The sequence below is a fragment of the Streptomyces sp. NPDC003248 genome (assembly GCF_055563235.1).
This window is the reverse complement of the sequence record NZ_JBVHDT010000017.1, coordinates 100,366-116,723: the sequence shown is the minus strand read 5'-3', so window position 1 is coordinate 116,723 and position 16,358 is coordinate 100,366. Positions and strand designations below refer to the sequence as shown.

The following is a 16,358-nucleotide window of genomic DNA, read 5'->3' as shown; positions in this document are numbered from 1 at the left end:
TCTCACTCCCCCGGCCGCAGCCCTGATTGCCCCCGGGGCGAGCCGGGAACCCGCACCCCGTGCACCCCCGCATCGAGGACTACGCCGTGATCGGCGACGAACAGACCGCCGCGCTGGTCGGCCTGGACGGCTCCGTCGACTGGCTCTGCCTGCCCCGCTTCGACTCCGGCGCCTGTTTCGCCCGGCTCCTCGGCGACGAGCGCAACGGCCACTGGCGCATCGCGCCCAAGGGCGTCGACGGGCCCTGCACCCGGCGCGCCTACCGCCCCGACACCCTCGTCCTGGACACCGAGTGGGAGACGGACGAGGGCGCGGTCCGCGTCACCGACCTGATGCCGCAGCGGGACCGCGCCCCCGACGTCGTACGCGTCGTGCAGGGCCTGCGCGGCCGGGTCACCGTCCGCTCCACGCTGCGGCTGCGCTTCGACTACGGCTGGGTCGTCCCCTGGATGCGCCGGGTCGACGGCCACCGGGTGGCGGTCGCCGGACCGGACGCGGTCTGGTTCCGCAGCGAACCCGCCGTGCGCACGTGGGGCGAGGACTTCGGCACGCACGCGGAGTTCACCGTCGCGGAGGGCGAGTCGGTGGCGTTCGTGCTGACCTGGCACGCCTCGCACCACGCGCGGCCGCCGCTCGTCGACCCGTACGAGGCGCTGCGGGCCAGCGTCGAGGACTGGCAGGCGTGGTCGGCCCGCTGCCGCTACGACGGACCGCACCGGGACGCCGTCGTGCGCTCCCTCATCACGCTGAAGGCCCTCACGTACGTGCCGACGGGCGGTATCGTCGCCGCGCTCACCACCTCCCTGCCGGAGGAGATCGGCGGGCTGCGCAACTGGGACTACCGCTACTGCTGGCTGCGCGACTCCACCCTCACCCTCGGCGCGCTGCTGGCGGCCGGGTACCAGGAGGAGGCCGAGGCCTGGCGCGACTGGCTGCTGCGCGCCGTCGCGGGCGACCCGGCGGACCTCCAGATCATGTACGGGCTGGGCGGCGAGCGCCGGCTGCCCGAGTGCGAACTGCCCTGGCTGCCCGGGTACCTGGACTCCCGGCCCGTACGCATCGGCAACGGGGCCGTGAACCAGCTGCAACTGGACGTCTACGGCGAGGTCATGGACTCCCTGTCCCTCGCCCGCAGCGCGGGCATGTCACCCAAACCGCACATATGGGCGTTGCAGTGCTCGCTGATGACCTGGCTGGGCGAGCACTGGCGGCAGCCGGACGAGGGGCTGTGGGAGGTGCGGGGCGGCCGCCGTCAGTTCGTGCACTCCAAGGTGATGGTGTGGGTGGCCGCCGACCGGGCCGTGACCGCGCTGGAACGCCACCCCGAGCTGAAGGGCGACCTGGAGGGCTGGCGGGCGTTGCGCGACGAGGTGCACCGCGAGGTGTGCGCGAAGGGCTACGACGCCGAGCGGAACACCTTCACCCAGTCCTACGGCTCGCGCGAGCTGGACGCCTCGCTGCTGCTGATCCCCCGCGTCGGCTTCCTGCCGCCCGACGACCCGCGCGTGGTCGGCACCGTCGACGCGGTCCGCGCGGAGCTCGGTCACGGCGGCCTGGTCCGCCGCTACAGCACCGACGGCACCACTGTCGACGGCCTCCCCGGCGACGAGGGCACCTTCCTGGCGTGCTCGTTCTGGCTCGCCGACGCGCTGCACCTGACGGGCCGTGCGCGGGAGGCCCGCGAGCTGTTCGAGCGGCTGGTGGGCCTGGCCAACGACGTGGGGCTGCTGGCCGAGGAGTACGACCCGGTGAGCGGCCGCCACCTCGGCAACTACCCGCAGGCGTTCAGCCACATCGGGCTGGTCAACACCGCCCTCACCCTGTTCGGCGGCGAGGAGGCAGGATAGGGCCATGGATCTTGGACTGAAGGACCGGGTGTACGTCGTCACCGGGGCCACGCGCGGCCTCGGCAACGCCGCCGCGCGCGAGCTGGTCGCGGACGGCGCGAAGGTGGTCGTCACCGGGCGGGACGCGCAGCGCGCCGCCGACGCGGCGCGGGAACTGGGGCCGAACGCGGTCGGGGTGGCCGTCGACAACGCCGACCCGCAGGCGCCCGCGCAGCTGATCGCGGCCGCCCGCGAGCACTTCGGCGGCTTCGACGGCGTGCTCGTCAGCGTCGGCGGCCCGCCGCCGGGGTTCGTCGCCGACAACACCGACGAGCAGTGGCAGGCGGCGTTCGAGTCGGTGTTCCTCGGCGCCGTCCGGCTGGCGCGGGCGGCCGCCGCCGAGCTGGAGGCCGGTGGTGTCATCGGGTTCGTGCTGTCCGGTTCGGTGCACGAGCCGATCCCCGGGCTGACGATCTCGAACGGGCTGCGGCCGGGGCTCGCGGGGTTCGCGAAGTCGCTGGCGGACGAGCTGGGGCCGCGGGGCGTCAGGGTCGTGGGCCTGCTGCCGGCGCGGATCGACACGGACCGGGTGCGCGAACTGGACGCCCTGTCGGCCGATCCGGAGGCCACGCGGGCCGCCCACGAGTCCCGCATCCCGCTGCGGCGGTACGGCAGGCCGGAGGAATTCGGCAAGACGGCGGCGTTCCTGCTGTCCCCGGGCGCCTCCTACCTCACCGGCATCATGCTGCCGGTCGACGGCGGCATGCGCCACGGCTTCTGACCACCGCCCGGCACACCGGCCCCGACCGGCAGAACGGCACAACGGCCCGGACCGGCGGGAGGGCACGACGGCCCGGACCGGCCGGACGGCACTTCGGCTCCCACCGGCAGGACAGCACACGGCCTCCGACCGACGGGACGCACGCGCCCCCGACCGGCGGGACGGCACAACGGCCCGGACCGGCAAGACGGCACACCGGCCCCGACCGGCCGGACGGCACAACGGCTCCCCCCGGCAGGACAGCGCACGGGCTCCGACCGACGGGACGCACACGCCCCCGACCGGCGGGACGGCACAACGGCTCCCGCAGGCAGGACGGCACGCGCCTTCCGGCCGGTGGGAGACGCAGGGGTTCCGCCGGGCGCGGCCCAGCGCGACCCCGGGCGCGCGCTGTGGGCCGGCGGAGCCGTGCGCCGGTACGCCCGCCGGCCCACCGGCCCACCGGCCCACCGGTTACCGATGACCGGCACCCGGCACCCGGCACCCGGCACCCGGCACCCGGCACCTGGGGCACCGTCCCCCGCGGCCGCTCAGCTCACCCGTTCGGCCTTGTGCCTGGCCGTCCGTAGGCGGACCTCCGCCGGGAGGGAGGCCAGCGCCGCGGAGTCCCGCGCGTGGGTGAGGGACTCGGCCGTCAGGTGGTGCAGGGCGTCCGCCGGGTCGACGTGCGGCTCCAGCAGGAGGCGGACGCGGACCGCGGGGGCGTCCCTGCGGCCCGTCAGGTGGGCGTGGGCGTGGGCCACGCCGTCCAGACGGGTCGCGTCGGCGGCCAGGACCCCCTCCAGGGCCCGGCCGCGCAGCAGGGCGCCCGCGCCGTCGCCGGTGTCGACGAGGACCTCGCCGAGCCGGTGGCGGCGCAGGACCGCGACCAGCCACCACAGGGCGAGCAGGACGAGGACCGTGAGGACGGCGAGCACGGCCGGCCACCACCAGGCCTCGCCACGCCAGTGGGTGCGCTCGGCGGTGCTGAGGAGCACGTCGTGCGGGCCGTCGTGGATCCACCAGGAGGGCGGGGAGACGCCGAGGCCGACGGCCAGCACCGCGCCGCCGAGGGCGAGCAGGACGAGGCCCACGAGCCCCAGCACCACCCGGTCGACCGTCCTGAGCACCGCCCTCACCCCTTCCCGCCGAGCCGGCGCACGTGCACCTTCAACGCGGGCGGACGGGCCAGGCCCAGACCGCGGACCGCGTCACCGAGCACGGCGTCGAGGTCGGCGCGTACGTCGTCCAGCTCCCGGAAGTGGGAGACCGCGCGGACGTCGGCCCTGCGGCGGCCGACGCGGACTCGCACCGACTGCACACCGGCCACCTCCATGGCCCGGTCGCGCAGCACCAGCGCGGCGGCGCCGCGGCTGAGACCGGCGCGGACCTCCGGCCGGCTGCGCCGCATGGGCAGCACGTCGCGCAGGCCCGGCGTCATCGCGAGAACGATCAGCCACAGGCCGAGGGCGACGGCGACGCCCGCGCCGACGAGCACCCAGGTGTCGTCCAGGGGCCGTTCGGCGAGCTGCCGGGCGAGTTCCCGGCGCGCCTGGAGGGCGGGCCGGCCGGCGCGGACGGCGGCGATGTCGTACAGGAAGGCGCCGGCGAGGCCCAGGAGCGCGAGGGCGACGACGGCCGCCGGGACGCGGCGCGCCGACCAGAAGCGGCCGCTGCTCGCCGCGGGAGCGGGCTCGGTCCCCGGTGTCTCCGGCGCGTCGTCGGGTGTCTTCTCCAGGACCGGTAGCCGCTGTGTGGTGCCCTCGGAGCCCCGGGGCTCGCTCATCGCGTCCTCCCGTGTGCCACGCCGTGTGCCGCCGTCGGATGCAGCCGTTCGACCCTGACGGCGACTTCCGGCACCTCCATTCCCACCAACGCGCCTACCCGCTCGGCGACATGACGACGCACCGCGTGACAGCGCGGGCCGATGTCGGCCGGATAGCCGAGTTCGAGGTGGACGCTGATGTGGGCGGCCTCGACGGGCGTCCCCCCGCTCGAACGGTGGGAGGAGTGGGGGCGTACGACGACGGTGGCGTGCGGGCGCGCGGCCTCCGGCGGCAGCGGGCCCACCGCCTCACGGGCGGCCTGGGCCGCCACCTTGGCGACGACCCGGTCGGCGATCCGCGTCGCGCCGCGCTCTCGCGGCGGCACGACGTCCGGACCCCGGCCGGGCGCGTCGTTCTTCCCCACGCTCACGGACGTCACCGGCGGCGGCCGTCACGCGTGCGGAAGAGCTCGCCGAGCTCCAGGTCCCCTTCCAGGAACCGGCCGACGACGAAGCCGACGGCGCCCAGCGCCGCCACCAGCAGAAAGGCCCCGAACCCGCCGAAGTACCCGGCGAAGCCCAACGCCATGCCGGCGATCAAGCCGACCACGGCCATGCTCAAGGTGGTCTCCCCTCACCGGTCGCCCGGATGGCTGTCACTGGATCCGGGTCTCCGGTTCCTCTTCTTCTTCCTCCGGCAGCTTGACGTCGCTCACCGCGATGTTGACCTCGACGACCTCGAGGCCGGTCATCCGCTCCACGGCCGCGACCACGTTCTCCCGTACGTCCCTGGCGACGTCCGCGATGGCGACGCCGTAGTCGACGACGATCTCCAGGTCGAGCGCGGTCTGCACCTCGCCGACCTCGGCCTTGACGCCCCGGGTCACGGACTTCGACCCGCCGGGCACCCGCTCCCGCACCGCGCCGAAGGTGCGGCTCAGACCGCTGCCCATGGCATGGACGCCGACGACGTCCCGTGCCGCCAGTCCGGCGATCTTCTCCACGACTCCGTCGGCGATGGTGGTACGGCCCCGGCTGCCCGGGGCGCCCCCGCCACGCCTGGTGGGCTTGCGGGTCTGCGCCGGATCGGTTCCCACGTCCGGGGTCTGCGTCCGGTTCTGCTCCGATGTCTCGCTCATCACCGTACGTCCTTTTCGGTCGTATTCCTTCGACCACGGTAAGCGCGGTTGCCCGGACGCGCGCCGGGATGGGGCAGGCTGGAGGAATGACGGCGGACAGATGGACGCGTGCGGTACGGGATCAGCTCGGCCTGGGCAGGCTGCTCCCTCTCGGTGGGCCGCGGGACGGTGCGTGGATCGCGGAGAGCGCGGCGGAGGCGGTGCTGCGCCGGGCGGTGGGGGGACTGCGGGGCGTACGCCTGGGGGTGCTGCGGATCGCGCCGGCCGATCCGGAGGGCGGGTACGAGCCTGCCGTCCCGGCGCCGCCGAGCGCGCTGCCGCCGGGTCCACTCCGGGTGACGGCGGACTTCGTCGCGGAGGCCGCCGACCCCCTGCCGGCCACCGCGGACCGGCTGCGGACGGCGCTGGCGACGGTCGCGGCGGAGCGGCTCGGCCTGGAGGTGGCGGAGGTGGACCTGCGGGTGACGGCTCTCCTCGACCGGGGCGAGGAGGACGCGGAGGGCCGGGAACCGGAGGGGGTGCCGGGCGGCCGGGTCGCCCTGCGGCTGTCGGGGGCGGCCGGGGAGGGGGACGAGGCGCGCGTCGCCGCGGCGGTCCTCGCCGTGCCGGGGGTGACGGGGCTGACGGCCGCGCTCGGACGGGCGGTGCGGATCGAGGCGCGGCGGGCCGGGACGGCCGCGGCGCTGCCGCGCTCCCACGCGCGCGTGGAGTTCGGGGTGGGGGCGGACCACCGGGCCCTGGACGTGGCCCGGGAGGTCCGCGGCGCGGTCACGGAGGTGCTGCGGGATCAGCAGCCGACGGTGGCGGTGCTGGTCACCGCGGTGAGCTGAGCCCACTCGAACACCGGCACACGCTCAACCACCAGTGCGCACTTGACCACCGGCGCACGCTCGATCACCGCCCGCTCGACCACCGGCGCGCCCCCCTTCACCGGCGCGCGCCCACGCACCGAACGCGCGCCCGTGCGCTGCCGCCCGTTCATTCGCCGGCGCCCGCCAGGTCCCGCAGCCGTCGGGCCTGGGCGGCGCGTTCGGCGGCCCGCTGTTCGTCGTAGGTGCGGTCGTCGGCGCCGCGCAGCAGTGCCTTGGTCTCGACGACCGCGTCCCTGGGGGCGGCCAGGATCGCCGCGGCCAGGTCGCGCACCGTCGTGTCCAGCTCGGCCACGGGCACCGCGACGGTGGCGAGGCCGCAGCCGACCGCCTCCTCCGCGTGCACGAAACGGCCGGTCAGGCACATCTCGACGGCCCGGCCGTAGCCGACCAGGCTGACGAGGGGGTGCGTGCCGGTGAGGTCGGGCACCAGCCCGAGGCTGGTCTCGCGCATCGCGAACTGCACGTCGTCGGCGACGACGCGCAGGTCACAGGCGAGCGCCAGCTGGAAGCCGGCGCCGATGGCGTGGCCCTGGACGGCGGCGATCGACACCAGGTCGTTCCGTCGCCACCAGGTGAAGCCCTCCTGGAACCCGGCGATGGCGGCGTCGAGTTCGGCGTCGCCACTGCGCGCGAGGTCGATGAAGGAGGGTTCGCCCTCGATCCCCTCGGGCGTGAACATCTGCCGGTCGAGCCCGGCGGAGAAGGACTTGCCCTCGCCGCGCAGCACGACCACCCGGACGGAGCCCGGCAGCCGGCGCCCGGCTTCGGCGAGCGCCCGCCACATGGCGGGGCTCTGCGCGTTGCGCTTGGCCGGGTTGGCCAGCGTCACCGTGGCGAGCGCGTCGTCGACGGTGAGCCGTACGCCGTCCTGGTCGAGCAGGGGAGCGAGTTCCTGGTCGGGCGAAGCCATGGGGCGCCTCCGATGGGTGCGGTCCGCGGAGCGATGCGGGCAGCATCGCTAAGTGACTGCACAGTAACCACCCGGCCGGTCCGCGGATCCCCCGGGCCCCTCACGGGCCCGGGGGGAGATCGACCGGGTGGCCACCATCGAAGCCGGTGGGCCGCCCGGGATCAGGACGAGGCGGCCTTCTTGCCCCGCGTCGCACCGCCACGCCCACGAAGCGTGACGCCCGACTCGCTGAGCATCCGGTGGACGAAGCCATACGAGCGGCCGGTCTCCTCGGCCAGCGCCCGGATGCTCGCACCGGAGTCGTACTTTTTCTTCAGGTCTGCCGCGAGCTTGTCGCGCGCGGCGCCGGTCACCCGGCTGCCCTTCTTCAGAGTCTCGGCCACCCGTGCCTCCTCATGGGAAGTGCGCTCTGGTCTCCTCATGATCACCCCTCCGGGGCGTGATGGCCACCCATTCGGCAAGGTCCGTGCGACAGGGTTGTGACGACAGGAGCACGTCCCCACGAACGGAATCCGCCATTCCGCACGACGGCGTTCGTGGGGCCGAACGGGTGCATCGGAGAAGTGCCAGGTCAGGGACGCACGACGGCCGATCCCTTGTCGACAAAGGGATCGGCCGCGAGATGGGTGTAGGACACACCTCGATACGAGGAGATCTCACACAGATGATGGATCACCGGTAGGCCGAATGATCCATACGCCGTGGATCACCCGTTCGATCACGCCAGGGCGACGAGATCCGCGTAGTCGGAGCCCCACAGGTCCTCGACGCCGTCGGGGAGCAGGATGATCCGCTCGGGCTGGAGGGCCTCGACGGCGCCCTCGTCGTGGGTGACGAGGACGACCGCGCCCTTGTAGGTGCGCAGCGCGCCGAGGATCTCCTCGCGGCTGGCCGGGTCGAGGTTGTTGGTGGGCTCGTCGAGCAGCAGCACGTTGGCGGAGGAGACCACGAGGGTGGCCAGGGCCAGACGGGTCTTCTCGCCGCCGGAGAGGACGCCGGCCGGCTTGTCGACGTCGTCGCCGGAGAACAGGAACGAGCCGAGCACCTTGCGGACCTCGACGAGGTCCATGTCGGGGGCGGCGGAGCGCATGTTCTCCAGGACCGTGCGCTCGGGGTCGAGGGTCTCGTGCTCCTGGGCGTAGTAGCCGAGCTTGAGGCCGTGGCCGGGGACGACCTTGCCGGTGTCGGGCTGCTCCACCCCGCCGAGCAGGCGCAGCAGGGTGGTCTTGCCGGCGCCGTTGAGGCCGAGGATGACGACCCGGGAGCCCTTGTCGATGGCGAGGTCGACGTCGGTGAAGATCTCCAGCGAGCCGTACGACTTCGACAGGCCCTCCGCCATCAGCGGCGTCCTGCCGCAGGGCGCGGGCTCGGGGAAGCGGAGCTTGGCGACCTTGTCGGACTGGCGGACGGCCTCCAGGCCGGAGAGCAGCTTGTCGGCGCGGCGGGCCATGTTCTGCGCGGCGACCGTCTTGGTGGCCTTGGCGCGCATCTTGTCGGCCTGCGAGTGCAGGGCGGCGGCCTTCTTCTCGGCGTTGGCGCGCTCGCGCTTGCGGCGCTTCTCGTCGGCCTCGCGCTGCTGCTGGTAGAGCTTCCAGCCCATGTTGTAGACGTCGATCTGGGAGCGGTTGGCGTCCAGGTAGAACACCTTGTTGACGACCGTCTCGACCAGGTCGACGTCGTGGGAGATGACGATGAAGCCGCCGCGGTAGGTCTTGAGGTAGTCCCGCAGCCAGACGATCGAGTCGGCGTCGAGGTGGTTGGTCGGCTCGTCGAGGAGCAGGGTGTCCGCGTCGGAGAACAGGATGCGGGCCAGCTCGACCCGGCGGCGCTGACCGCCGGAGAGCGTGTGCAGGGGCTGGCCGAGCACGCGGTCGGGCAGGTTGAGCGCGGCGGCGATGGTGGCGGCCTCGGCCTCGGCGGCGTACCCGCCCTTGGTGAGGAACTCGGTCTCCTGGCGCTCGTACTGCTTGAGGGCCTTCTCGCGGGTGGAGCCCTGGCCGTTGGCGATGCGCTGCTCGTTGTCGCGCATCTTGCGGATCAGGACGTCGAGGCCGCGCGCGGAGAGGATGCGGTCGCGGGCGAGGACGTCCAGGTCGCCGGTGCGGGGGTCCTGCGGGAGGTAGCCGACCTCGCCGGAGCGGGTGACCTGGCCGCCGGCGGGGATGCCCTCGCCCGCCAGGACCTTGGTCAGGGTCGTCTTGCCGGCGCCGTTGCGGCCGACCAGGCCGATGCGGTCGCCCTTGGCGACGCGGAAGGAGGCGTTCTCGATGAGGATGCGGGCACCGGCGCGCAGCTCGATGCCGGAGGCGGAGATCACGGTCAGACTCCTGTGCGGGGTCGTTGGCGGGATGGGCGGCTGAGGACGTTCCCGCCGTCTAATGCGCGAGGAGAATGGCCATGGGGGCCAGTCTAACGGGGTTGTGCAACCAGTTTTTCTGGTTCGGGTGTTCGATCTTGGCGGGGCGCCGTTCCGGGGCGTTGTCGGTGCCGGCTGCCACACTGGGCGGCGGACGAGGGATTCCGGCGGGATCACGAGGGAGTGATCGGCATGGCAGGGACGAACGGCGGGCGTCCGAGCATCTTCCCGACAGTGCTGTACCGGGACGCGAAGGCGGCGATCCGGCAGCTCACCGAGGCGTTCGGCTTCACCGAGCTGTCGGTGTACGAGGGGGAGGACGGCTCCGTGCTCCACGCCGAGCTGGTGCAGGGCAACGGCGCGGTGATGCTCGGCTCGAAGGGGCGCGGCGGTGTCTTCGACACCGCGATGAAGGACGCCGGCCCGGCGGGGGTGTACGTCGTGGTCGACGACGTCGACGCCCACCACCGGCGGGCCGTGGAGCACGGCGCGGAGATCCTGATGCCCCCGACGGACCAGGACTACGGCTCCCGGGACTACATGGCCCGGGACGCCGAGGGCAACATCTGGAGCTTCGGCACGTACGCGCCCGAGGTGCAGGGCTGACGGCCGCCCCCGAGCCGCCGAGGGGGCCGCCGAGGGGGCCGTCGGGAAGTCAGCCCCCGGTGTGGACCTGGAAGGCGGCCCGCCGGACGGCCTTGGCCAGCGCCGGGTCGGGGTGCGCGGCGGCGAGCGCGACCAGGACCTGCACGGTGCGCGGGTGTCCGACGGCGCGCACCTCGTTCAGGAGCGCGGGGACGGTCGGCTGCACCGCGGACTCCAGGTGCCGCACCAGCATCGGCGCCTCGCCGTGGTCGGCGACGGCGGCCGCGGTGTCGACCCACAGCCAGGTCGCCTCCTCGCGGGTGAGCACCTCGTGCGCGTCCTCGGGGTCGGCGCCGTCGTGCTCGGCGAGCCAGAGCAGGGCGTACGGCCGCAGGGCCGGCTCCTCGACGACGGCGCGGACGTCGGGTTCGGCGGGGGCGCCGACGACGCGCAGCGCCTCGAAGGCGAGGCCGCGCAGCAGGGCGTCCTCGCCGCGGGCGGCCGACAGCAGCTCGGTGACGGCGCTGCCGACGGGCCGGGCGGCGAGCCAGGCGCGGTACTCGGCGCGGGCCGCGTTCGGGCGGAGCTGGGCGCAGCCGCGGAGCATCTCCTCGGCGGCGACCTCGATGTTGCCCGCGGGGCTCTGCGCGGCGACGCAGATCTGCTCCAGCTTGACCCAGACCGCCCAGCTGCCGAGCGGGGTGAGCGTGGCCTGTCCGTCGCCGCAGGTGAGGGCACCGACGGAGGCGAGGGCGTCCAGGGCCCAGTCGAGGAGCGGGGCGAGTTCCGGGGCCCTGGCCTCCTCCGCCGGGTCGGCGTCGGCGGAGGAGGCCGGGGCCTCGGGTTTCGCGGTGGCGGCCTCGGGGCCGTAGGAGACCTCGCAGCGTTCGGTGCGCAGTTCGGTGACGCGCTGGCCGAGGAGGTCGAGGAGCTGGTCCACCGGGACGGGTCCGGCGGAGAGCTGGAGGAAGGAGAGGACCTGCGGCATGGCGGAGACGACCTCGGCGACGGCGCCGGGCTCCTGCTCCGGGGGCTCGGGGGTGGCGAGCGACCAGGCGTCGAACAGGGCCACCCAGCCGCGCAGCACCGCGCTGTCGTCGCGGTCCCAGGCGCGCAGGCGCCAGCCGGGGCGGGCGCTGTCGCCGTGCACCTCGACGAGGCCGGCGAGACGGGCGGTGTCCCAGTCGGCGCGCACCTGCGCCGGGGTGAGGGCGAGCTCGGCCGCCGCCCGTGCGGCGGTCGTGTCGGAGAAGGTGGCCTTGCCGTCGTCGGTCGCCCCGTTGCGGCCGGGGCCCAGGGCGGCGTCGGCCCAGCGGGCGACGCGGGCGGCGGCGGCGAGCCTTGAGCGCGCCATTCCGGCCAGCTCGGCCCGGGCCGGCGTGCCCTCCGGCGGACGGGGTGCGGGGCGGCGCGGGCGCCGCTGGTTCACAGCTGTGGGGGCGGCGGCCAGGGGTCGCGGGCGGACGAGTCGAAGCCTGGAGTCGCGCGGGATACGGGACGTCACGGGTGCAGTCTTCCGGTTGACGGTCCGAAAACCCAAACGGAATGCCCTGGCGGGGCGGGGACCCGGTCCCGGGACGGGGGCCGGAGGCGGGTGAGGAGACGTGATCAAGCCACTGGTACGGGGTTAAACGGAACCTTCGGGACGGGGTGCGCGGCCCGGTGCGCGCGGGAGCGCGGGGACGCCTGGTGCCGGTGAGCGGACGCAGGGCGGCGGCCCCTCGGGCGGGAGGGTGGCGGCCCCTCGGCGCTGGGGCTCGGACATGGGCATGGCGGCCCGCGGGCGGGGGGGGGTGGCGGCCCCTTGGCGGAGCGCCGCCGCGCTGCCCTCCGGCGGCGGTCACATCAGCGGGGTCAGGAAGCGGCGCAGGACTTCCTCGTAGGCGGCGGGGTCGGCGTTCCACATGGCGGCGTGGGGGGCCTGCCGGACGGGGTGGAGGGTGACGAGGTCGGGGCGCCGGGCGGCGAGCCGGCGGGTGGCCTCCCAGGGGGCGACCGGGTCGTCGGGGCCGTGGAAGACCAGGGCCGGGACGTGCAGGCGGGAGGGGTCCGCCGCCTCGTCGGGCTGGTGGGCGTCCAGGCCGGCGCGGCCCTGCGCGGCGCGGACGGCGAGGGGCAGCAGCGCGCCGGGGGTGTGGCGGGCGGCGGCGAGGGCGCGCAGGGTGGCCTGCCAGTCGAGCACCGGGGAGTCCAGCACCAGCCCCGCGACGAGGTCGCGCAGCCCGGAGCGGGCGGCGGCCCGCAGGGCCATGGTGGCGCCGGTGGACCAGCCGAGCAGGACGACGCGTTCGGCGCCGTACCGAGCGGCGTACCGCAGGGCCGCGTCGACGTCCCGCCACTCGGTGGCGCCGAGGTGGTTGAGGCCGTCCGGGGGGCGGGGCGCGCCGAGGTCGCCGCGGTAGGCGAGGGCGAGCACCGGGAAGCGCCGGCGGTGCAGGAAGCCGGCGAGGTTGAGCACGTGCTCCCGGGTGGCGCCCAGGCCGTGCACGGCGATCACCCAGGTGCGGCGGGCGCCGGGGACGAACCAGGCGGGCAGCGGTCCGAGCTCGCCGGGGACGTCGACGTCGGCGTGGTCGAGGCCGAGCGCGCCGCTCGGGGTGCCGACGTGCAGGTTGGGGGTGAGCCACACCGCGTCGCCGGGGCTCAGCGTGCCGTGGGTGACGCGTTCGAGGCGGCGGACGACGGTGTCGGCGGAGGGGGACGCGGTGGCCAGGACCGGGCCGACGACCGCGTGGGAGCCGTTCCCGCCGAGGCCGTAGGTGCCGGGCCGCAGGGCGGCCAGGTCGCGGGTGAGCACGATCTGGCCGGCGGCGGTGCCGTGCACGGTGAGCCGGGGTTCGGTGGGCAGGGGGCGGCCGGGCGGCGCCTTGAGCGCGGCGTCGCTGGCGAACCGGCCGGCGGCGACACTGGCGGCGCCGGCGGCCAGGGCTGCGGTGACGGCGGCGGCCGTCGCGGTGACAGTGCGCACCCGTCCAGTGTCCCGGCCGATCGTCCGCCCGGCCAGTGGTGGCACGGGGCGGAACGGAGCACGGCTTACCAGGGGCTGGAGCACGGCCGCACCAGGGGCCGGAGCGCGGGGCGCCACGGGCCGGAACACGGCCCTACCGAGGCCCGAGCACGGCGCGCCACAGGCCGGAACACGGCCAGTCAGAGGCCGGAGCACGGCGCGCCACAGGCCGGAACGCGGTCCTACCGAATCCCGAGCACGGGCGCGCCACAGGCCGGAACACGGCCAGTCAGAGGCCGGAGCACGGCGCCGTCACGGGCGGAGTAAGGCCGTCCCAGAGGCTGGAGCACGGCGTGCCGCGGGCCGGAGCGAAGGAGCACGGCGTGCCGCGGGCCGCGCGGTCAGGCGCGCTGCCCGTAGCCCCCCAGCCGCTCCGCCACCGCCGTCAGCTGCTCCGGTGTCAGGAGGGTCGGGGTGCGGCCGGGCACGGACGACGCGGTGAGCCACAGCCGGCACATCCACTCCAGCTGGGCGGTGCGGTCGTAGGCCTGGTCGAGGGTGGCGCCGTGGGTGAGGGTGCCGTGGTTCTGGAGGAGGCAGCCGGTGCGGCCGTCGAGGGCCCGGAGCATGTTGTCCGCCAGTTCCTGGGTGCCGTAGGTGGCGTAGGGGGCGACCCGGACGGAGCCGCCGAGGGCGCAGACCATGTAGTGGACGGGCGGGAGTTCGGTCACGAGGGTGGAGACGGCCGTGGCGTGCACGGCGTGGGTGTGGACGACGGCGCGGGCGTCGGTGGTGCGGTAGACGGCGAGGTGCATCGGCAGCTCGCTGGTGGGGACCAGGGTGCCGAGCACCTGCCGGCCGTCGAGGCGGACGCCGGTGATGTCGTCGGGCGTGAGGCGGTCGTAGGGCACCCCGGAGGGGGTGACGAGCACGGTGTCGCCGACCCGGACCGAGACGTTGCCGGAGGTGCCGACGACGAGCCCGTCGGCGGCGGTGCGGCGGGCCGTCGCCAGCAGGTCCGACCAGGCCCGGGTCTCCTCCGTCCCCGGTGTGCCGGCGGTGTCGTGGCGGGGGTCACGTCGCGGTTCAGCCATGCCCATGATCCTGCCAGGGGCGGCGCCCGGCCGGCCGGAATCCGGGACTCCGCAGACAGTCATCCCGAAGCCCGACTCAGTTCACCTTCCGTTCACCCAGGTTACCTACCTTCATCCAGCCAATGACCTCGAACGATTGCCTGGGTAAATGGAAAACTTCTCGCTGATCCTCGCGATTGTGGTGGTAACCGCACTCGCGTTCGATTTCACGAACGGTTTCCACGACACCGCCAACGCGATGGCCACGACCATCTCGACCGGCGCGCTCAAGCCCAAGGTCGCGGTGGCCATGTCCGCCGTGCTCAACCTTGTAGGCGCATTCCTCTCGGTGGAGGTCGCCAACACGATCTCCAAGGGTCTCGTCGACGAGACCGGCATCCGTCCCGAGGTCATCTTCGCCGCCCTGGTCGGCGCGATCCTCTGGAACCTCCTGACCTGGCTGGTCGGACTCCCCTCCAGTTCCTCGCACGCCCTCATGGGCGGTCTGGTCGGCGCCACCATCGCCTCGGCGGGCGTCGGCGCGGTCCACGGCGACGTGCTCGTCACCAAGGTGCTGCTCCCGGCGGTCGCCGCCCCGATCGTGGCCGGCGTCGCCGCGATGTTCGCCACCCGCCTGTCGTACACGCTCGGCCGGAAGGCCGACGGCAAGGCGGCCGAGAAGGGCTACCGGGCCGGCCAGATCGCCTCGGCGGGCCTGGTCTCCCTCGCCCACGGCACCAACGACGCGCAGAAGACGATGGGCATCATCACCCTCGCCCTGGTCGCCGGCGGCGCCGTCGCCCCCGACTCCGACCCGCCGCTGTGGGTCATCCTCTCCGCGGGCCTCGCCATCGCGCTCGGCACCTACCTGGGCGGCTGGCGCATCATCCGCACCATGGGCAAGGGCCTGACCGACCTCCAGCCGCAGCAGGGCTTCGCCGCCCAGACCAGCGCGGCCACCGTCATCCTCGCCTCCTCCCACCTCGGCTTCTCCCTCTCCACCACGCACTCGGTCTCCGGCGCGGTGATGGGCGCGGGGCTGGGCCGCAAGGGCGGCGTCGTCCGCTGGTCGACGGCCACCCGGATGTTCGTCGCCTGGGGCCTGACCCTGCCGGCCGCGGCCGTCGTCGGCGCGCTCGCCGAGTACGTCACCGGCTTCGGCGCCTGGGGCACGGGCCTCGTCGCGGTCTTCCTGGTCGCCTCCAGCGCCGCGATCTGGAAGAAGTCCCGGCACGAGGTCGTGGACGCGTCGAACGTCAACGGGTCCGACGAGCCGGCCGGCGTGGTCACCACGGCGATCGCGGCCGTCACCCCGCCCCCGGCGGGCACGGTCCCGGACGGGCCGGCCGCCGCCGTCCCGTCGCCGGCCGCACCGGCCATCGCCACCGAGCCGACGGCTCCCGCCGCCTGAGCCCGCCCACCCGGCACGAAGGAAGAGAAGCATCATGAAGATCGACTGGGCGGCCCTGGGCTCCGTCTTCGGCGTCAGCCTCGTGGTCACGGTGGCCCTGGTGGCGCTGTTCACCCTCGGCATCATGGGCCTGTCGCGGCGCGAGCGGGCCGCGGCGCAGGGCGGGACGGCCGCGCTCGCGGTCACCGGGGCGTACGCCTGCTTCGCGGCGTGTGCGGCCGCGGTGGCGTACGGCATCTCGCTGATCGTGGCCTGAGCCACACACCGAGGGTCTCCGGCCCTTCACGCACCACGGGCCCCCGCCCCTCCCCCGCCCCCTCTCCTCCCCCTTCCGTCCCTCCCACCCCCCGCCCTGTCGGCGGCCGTCCCACCGGCGGTCCGACGGGGCGGACGCACGTCCGCGACGGGCCGTCCCGGACCGCCGGTGTGGGGTTCTGCACACTCTCCCCGTGCAGGTCAACACCAAGTTGACGGCCGTTCCGGGCCCGTGGTGGACTGCCGGAGCCATGTACGGCGACAGGAAGAGGAAGCCGGTGTGAATCCGGCGCGGTCCCGCCACTGTCACCGGGGTAGACACCCCCGGGAGCCAGGAACTCTCGTCGCCGGTCTCGTCGAACCAGGGCGTGGACACCCTGAGTGAGGACATACGCCATGCTCGGCTGCCGTTCGAGGTCACGTACCCGGTCGTTGCCCGACCCCACGGCCGGCTGAGCC

17 protein-coding genes and 1 riboswitch are annotated in these 16,358 nt (G+C 74.6%); of the genes, 6 read left to right on the top strand and 11 right to left on the bottom strand.

Annotation, left to right across the window (positions count from 1 at the left end):
* The first annotated feature begins 59 nt into the window (after window positions 1-59).
* Window positions 60-1,847, top strand: coding sequence for a glycoside hydrolase family 15 protein (locus ACZ3KJ_RS30365; protein ID WP_467531659.1), 1,788 nt, complete (start codon window positions 60-62; stop codon window positions 1,845-1,847).
* Between the two features lie 4 nt (window positions 1,848-1,851).
* A complete protein-coding gene (locus tag ACZ3KJ_RS30360; RefSeq protein ID WP_467531658.1) occupies window positions 1,852-2,607 on the top strand; it encodes an SDR family oxidoreductase in 756 nt (251 codons plus the stop codon).
* Window positions 2,608-3,137: 530 nt separating this feature from the next.
* On the opposite strand, the gene amaP is transcribed toward ACZ3KJ_RS30360, so the two are convergent.
* Genes amaP through ACZ3KJ_RS30335 form a run of 5 tightly spaced genes read right to left on the bottom strand, consistent with a single transcriptional unit; the run spans window position 3,138 to window position 5,490 of the window.
* A complete protein-coding gene (gene amaP / locus ACZ3KJ_RS30355; protein WP_467531656.1) occupies window positions 3,138-3,725 on the bottom strand; it encodes an alkaline shock response membrane anchor protein AmaP in 588 nt (195 codons plus the stop codon).
* Window positions 3,722-4,372, bottom strand: coding sequence for a DUF6286 domain-containing protein (locus ACZ3KJ_RS30350; RefSeq protein WP_467531655.1), 651 nt, complete (start codon window positions 4,370-4,372; stop codon window positions 3,722-3,724). Before ACZ3KJ_RS30350 ends, amaP begins: the two co-directional genes overlap by 4 nt.
* Window positions 4,369-4,791 (bottom strand): Asp23/Gls24 family envelope stress response protein, encoded by a 423-nt coding sequence (locus ACZ3KJ_RS30345; protein WP_467531653.1) that lies wholly within the window; start codon window positions 4,789-4,791, stop codon window positions 4,369-4,371. Before ACZ3KJ_RS30345 ends, ACZ3KJ_RS30350 begins: the two co-directional genes overlap by 4 nt.
* A complete protein-coding gene (locus ACZ3KJ_RS30340; RefSeq protein ID WP_467531652.1) occupies window positions 4,788-4,973 on the bottom strand; it encodes a hypothetical protein in 186 nt (61 codons plus the stop codon). The genes ACZ3KJ_RS30345 and ACZ3KJ_RS30340 overlap by 4 nt, the downstream gene beginning before the upstream one ends.
* A 34-nt stretch (window positions 4,974-5,007) precedes the next feature.
* Window positions 5,008-5,490: an Asp23/Gls24 family envelope stress response protein gene (locus ACZ3KJ_RS30335; RefSeq protein ID WP_467531651.1), complete on the bottom strand. Its 483-nt coding sequence runs from the start codon at window positions 5,488-5,490 to the stop codon at window positions 5,008-5,010.
* An 86-nt stretch (window positions 5,491-5,576) separates the two neighbouring features.
* On the opposite strand from ACZ3KJ_RS30335, the gene ACZ3KJ_RS30330 reads away from it, so the two are divergent.
* On the top strand, window positions 5,577-6,320 hold the full coding sequence (locus tag ACZ3KJ_RS30330) for a nucleopolyhedrovirus P10 family protein (RefSeq protein WP_467531650.1): 744 nt from the start codon (window positions 5,577-5,579) through the stop codon (window positions 6,318-6,320).
* A 148-nt stretch (window positions 6,321-6,468) separates the two neighbouring features.
* Here ACZ3KJ_RS30330 and ACZ3KJ_RS30325 read toward each other — a convergent pair whose 3' ends face one another.
* The 3 genes from ACZ3KJ_RS30325 to ACZ3KJ_RS30315 form a co-directional block, all read right to left on the bottom strand.
* Complete coding sequence (locus tag ACZ3KJ_RS30325; protein ID WP_467531648.1) at window positions 6,469-7,272, bottom strand: enoyl-CoA hydratase/isomerase family protein; 804 nt, start codon at window positions 7,270-7,272, stop codon at window positions 6,469-6,471.
* Window positions 7,273-7,433: 161 nt separating this feature from the next.
* The gene (locus ACZ3KJ_RS30320) at window positions 7,434-7,655 is read right to left on the bottom strand and encodes a helix-turn-helix domain-containing protein (protein WP_004002281.1); all 222 of its coding nucleotides are present in this window, start codon (window positions 7,653-7,655) and stop codon (window positions 7,434-7,436) included.
* Between the two features lie 335 nt (window positions 7,656-7,990).
* Window positions 7,991-9,589: an ABC-F family ATP-binding cassette domain-containing protein gene (locus ACZ3KJ_RS30315; RefSeq protein ID WP_467531647.1), complete on the bottom strand. Its 1,599-nt coding sequence runs from the start codon at window positions 9,587-9,589 to the stop codon at window positions 7,991-7,993.
* 231 nt (window positions 9,590-9,820) lie between these two features.
* Here ACZ3KJ_RS30315 and ACZ3KJ_RS30310 point away from each other — a divergent pair, with 231 nt between their 5' ends.
* Entirely contained in the window at window positions 9,821-10,234 is a 414-nt protein-coding gene (locus tag ACZ3KJ_RS30310; protein WP_467531645.1) for a VOC family protein, read from the top strand.
* A 49-nt stretch (window positions 10,235-10,283) separates the two neighbouring features.
* On the opposite strand, the gene ACZ3KJ_RS30305 is transcribed toward ACZ3KJ_RS30310, so the two are convergent.
* The 3 genes from ACZ3KJ_RS30305 to ACZ3KJ_RS30295 form a co-directional block, all read right to left on the bottom strand.
* Complete coding sequence (locus ACZ3KJ_RS30305) at window positions 10,284-11,717, bottom strand: hypothetical protein (protein ID WP_467531643.1); 1,434 nt, start codon at window positions 11,715-11,717, stop codon at window positions 10,284-10,286.
* A 336-nt stretch (window positions 11,718-12,053) separates the two neighbouring features.
* A complete protein-coding gene (locus ACZ3KJ_RS30300) occupies window positions 12,054-13,181 on the bottom strand; it encodes an alpha/beta hydrolase (RefSeq protein WP_467531642.1) in 1,128 nt (375 codons plus the stop codon).
* A 380-nt stretch (window positions 13,182-13,561) separates the two neighbouring features.
* Entirely contained in the window at window positions 13,562-14,254 is a 693-nt protein-coding gene (locus ACZ3KJ_RS30295; RefSeq protein WP_467531640.1) for a class II aldolase/adducin family protein, read from the bottom strand.
* 148 nt (window positions 14,255-14,402) lie between these two features.
* Here ACZ3KJ_RS30295 and ACZ3KJ_RS30290 point away from each other — a divergent pair, with 148 nt between their 5' ends.
* Together ACZ3KJ_RS30290 and ACZ3KJ_RS30285 are read left to right on the top strand one after the other, a co-directional pair.
* Complete coding sequence (locus ACZ3KJ_RS30290; RefSeq protein ID WP_467531638.1) at window positions 14,403-15,644, top strand: inorganic phosphate transporter; 1,242 nt, start codon at window positions 14,403-14,405, stop codon at window positions 15,642-15,644.
* A 34-nt stretch (window positions 15,645-15,678) separates the two neighbouring features.
* Window positions 15,679-15,900 (top strand): hypothetical protein, encoded by a 222-nt coding sequence (locus tag ACZ3KJ_RS30285; protein WP_389524637.1) that lies wholly within the window; start codon window positions 15,679-15,681, stop codon window positions 15,898-15,900.
* Between the two features lie 218 nt (window positions 15,901-16,118).
* Window positions 16,119-16,259: riboswitch (cobalamin riboswitch) on the top strand.
* Window positions 16,260-16,358 lie beyond the last annotated feature (99 nt).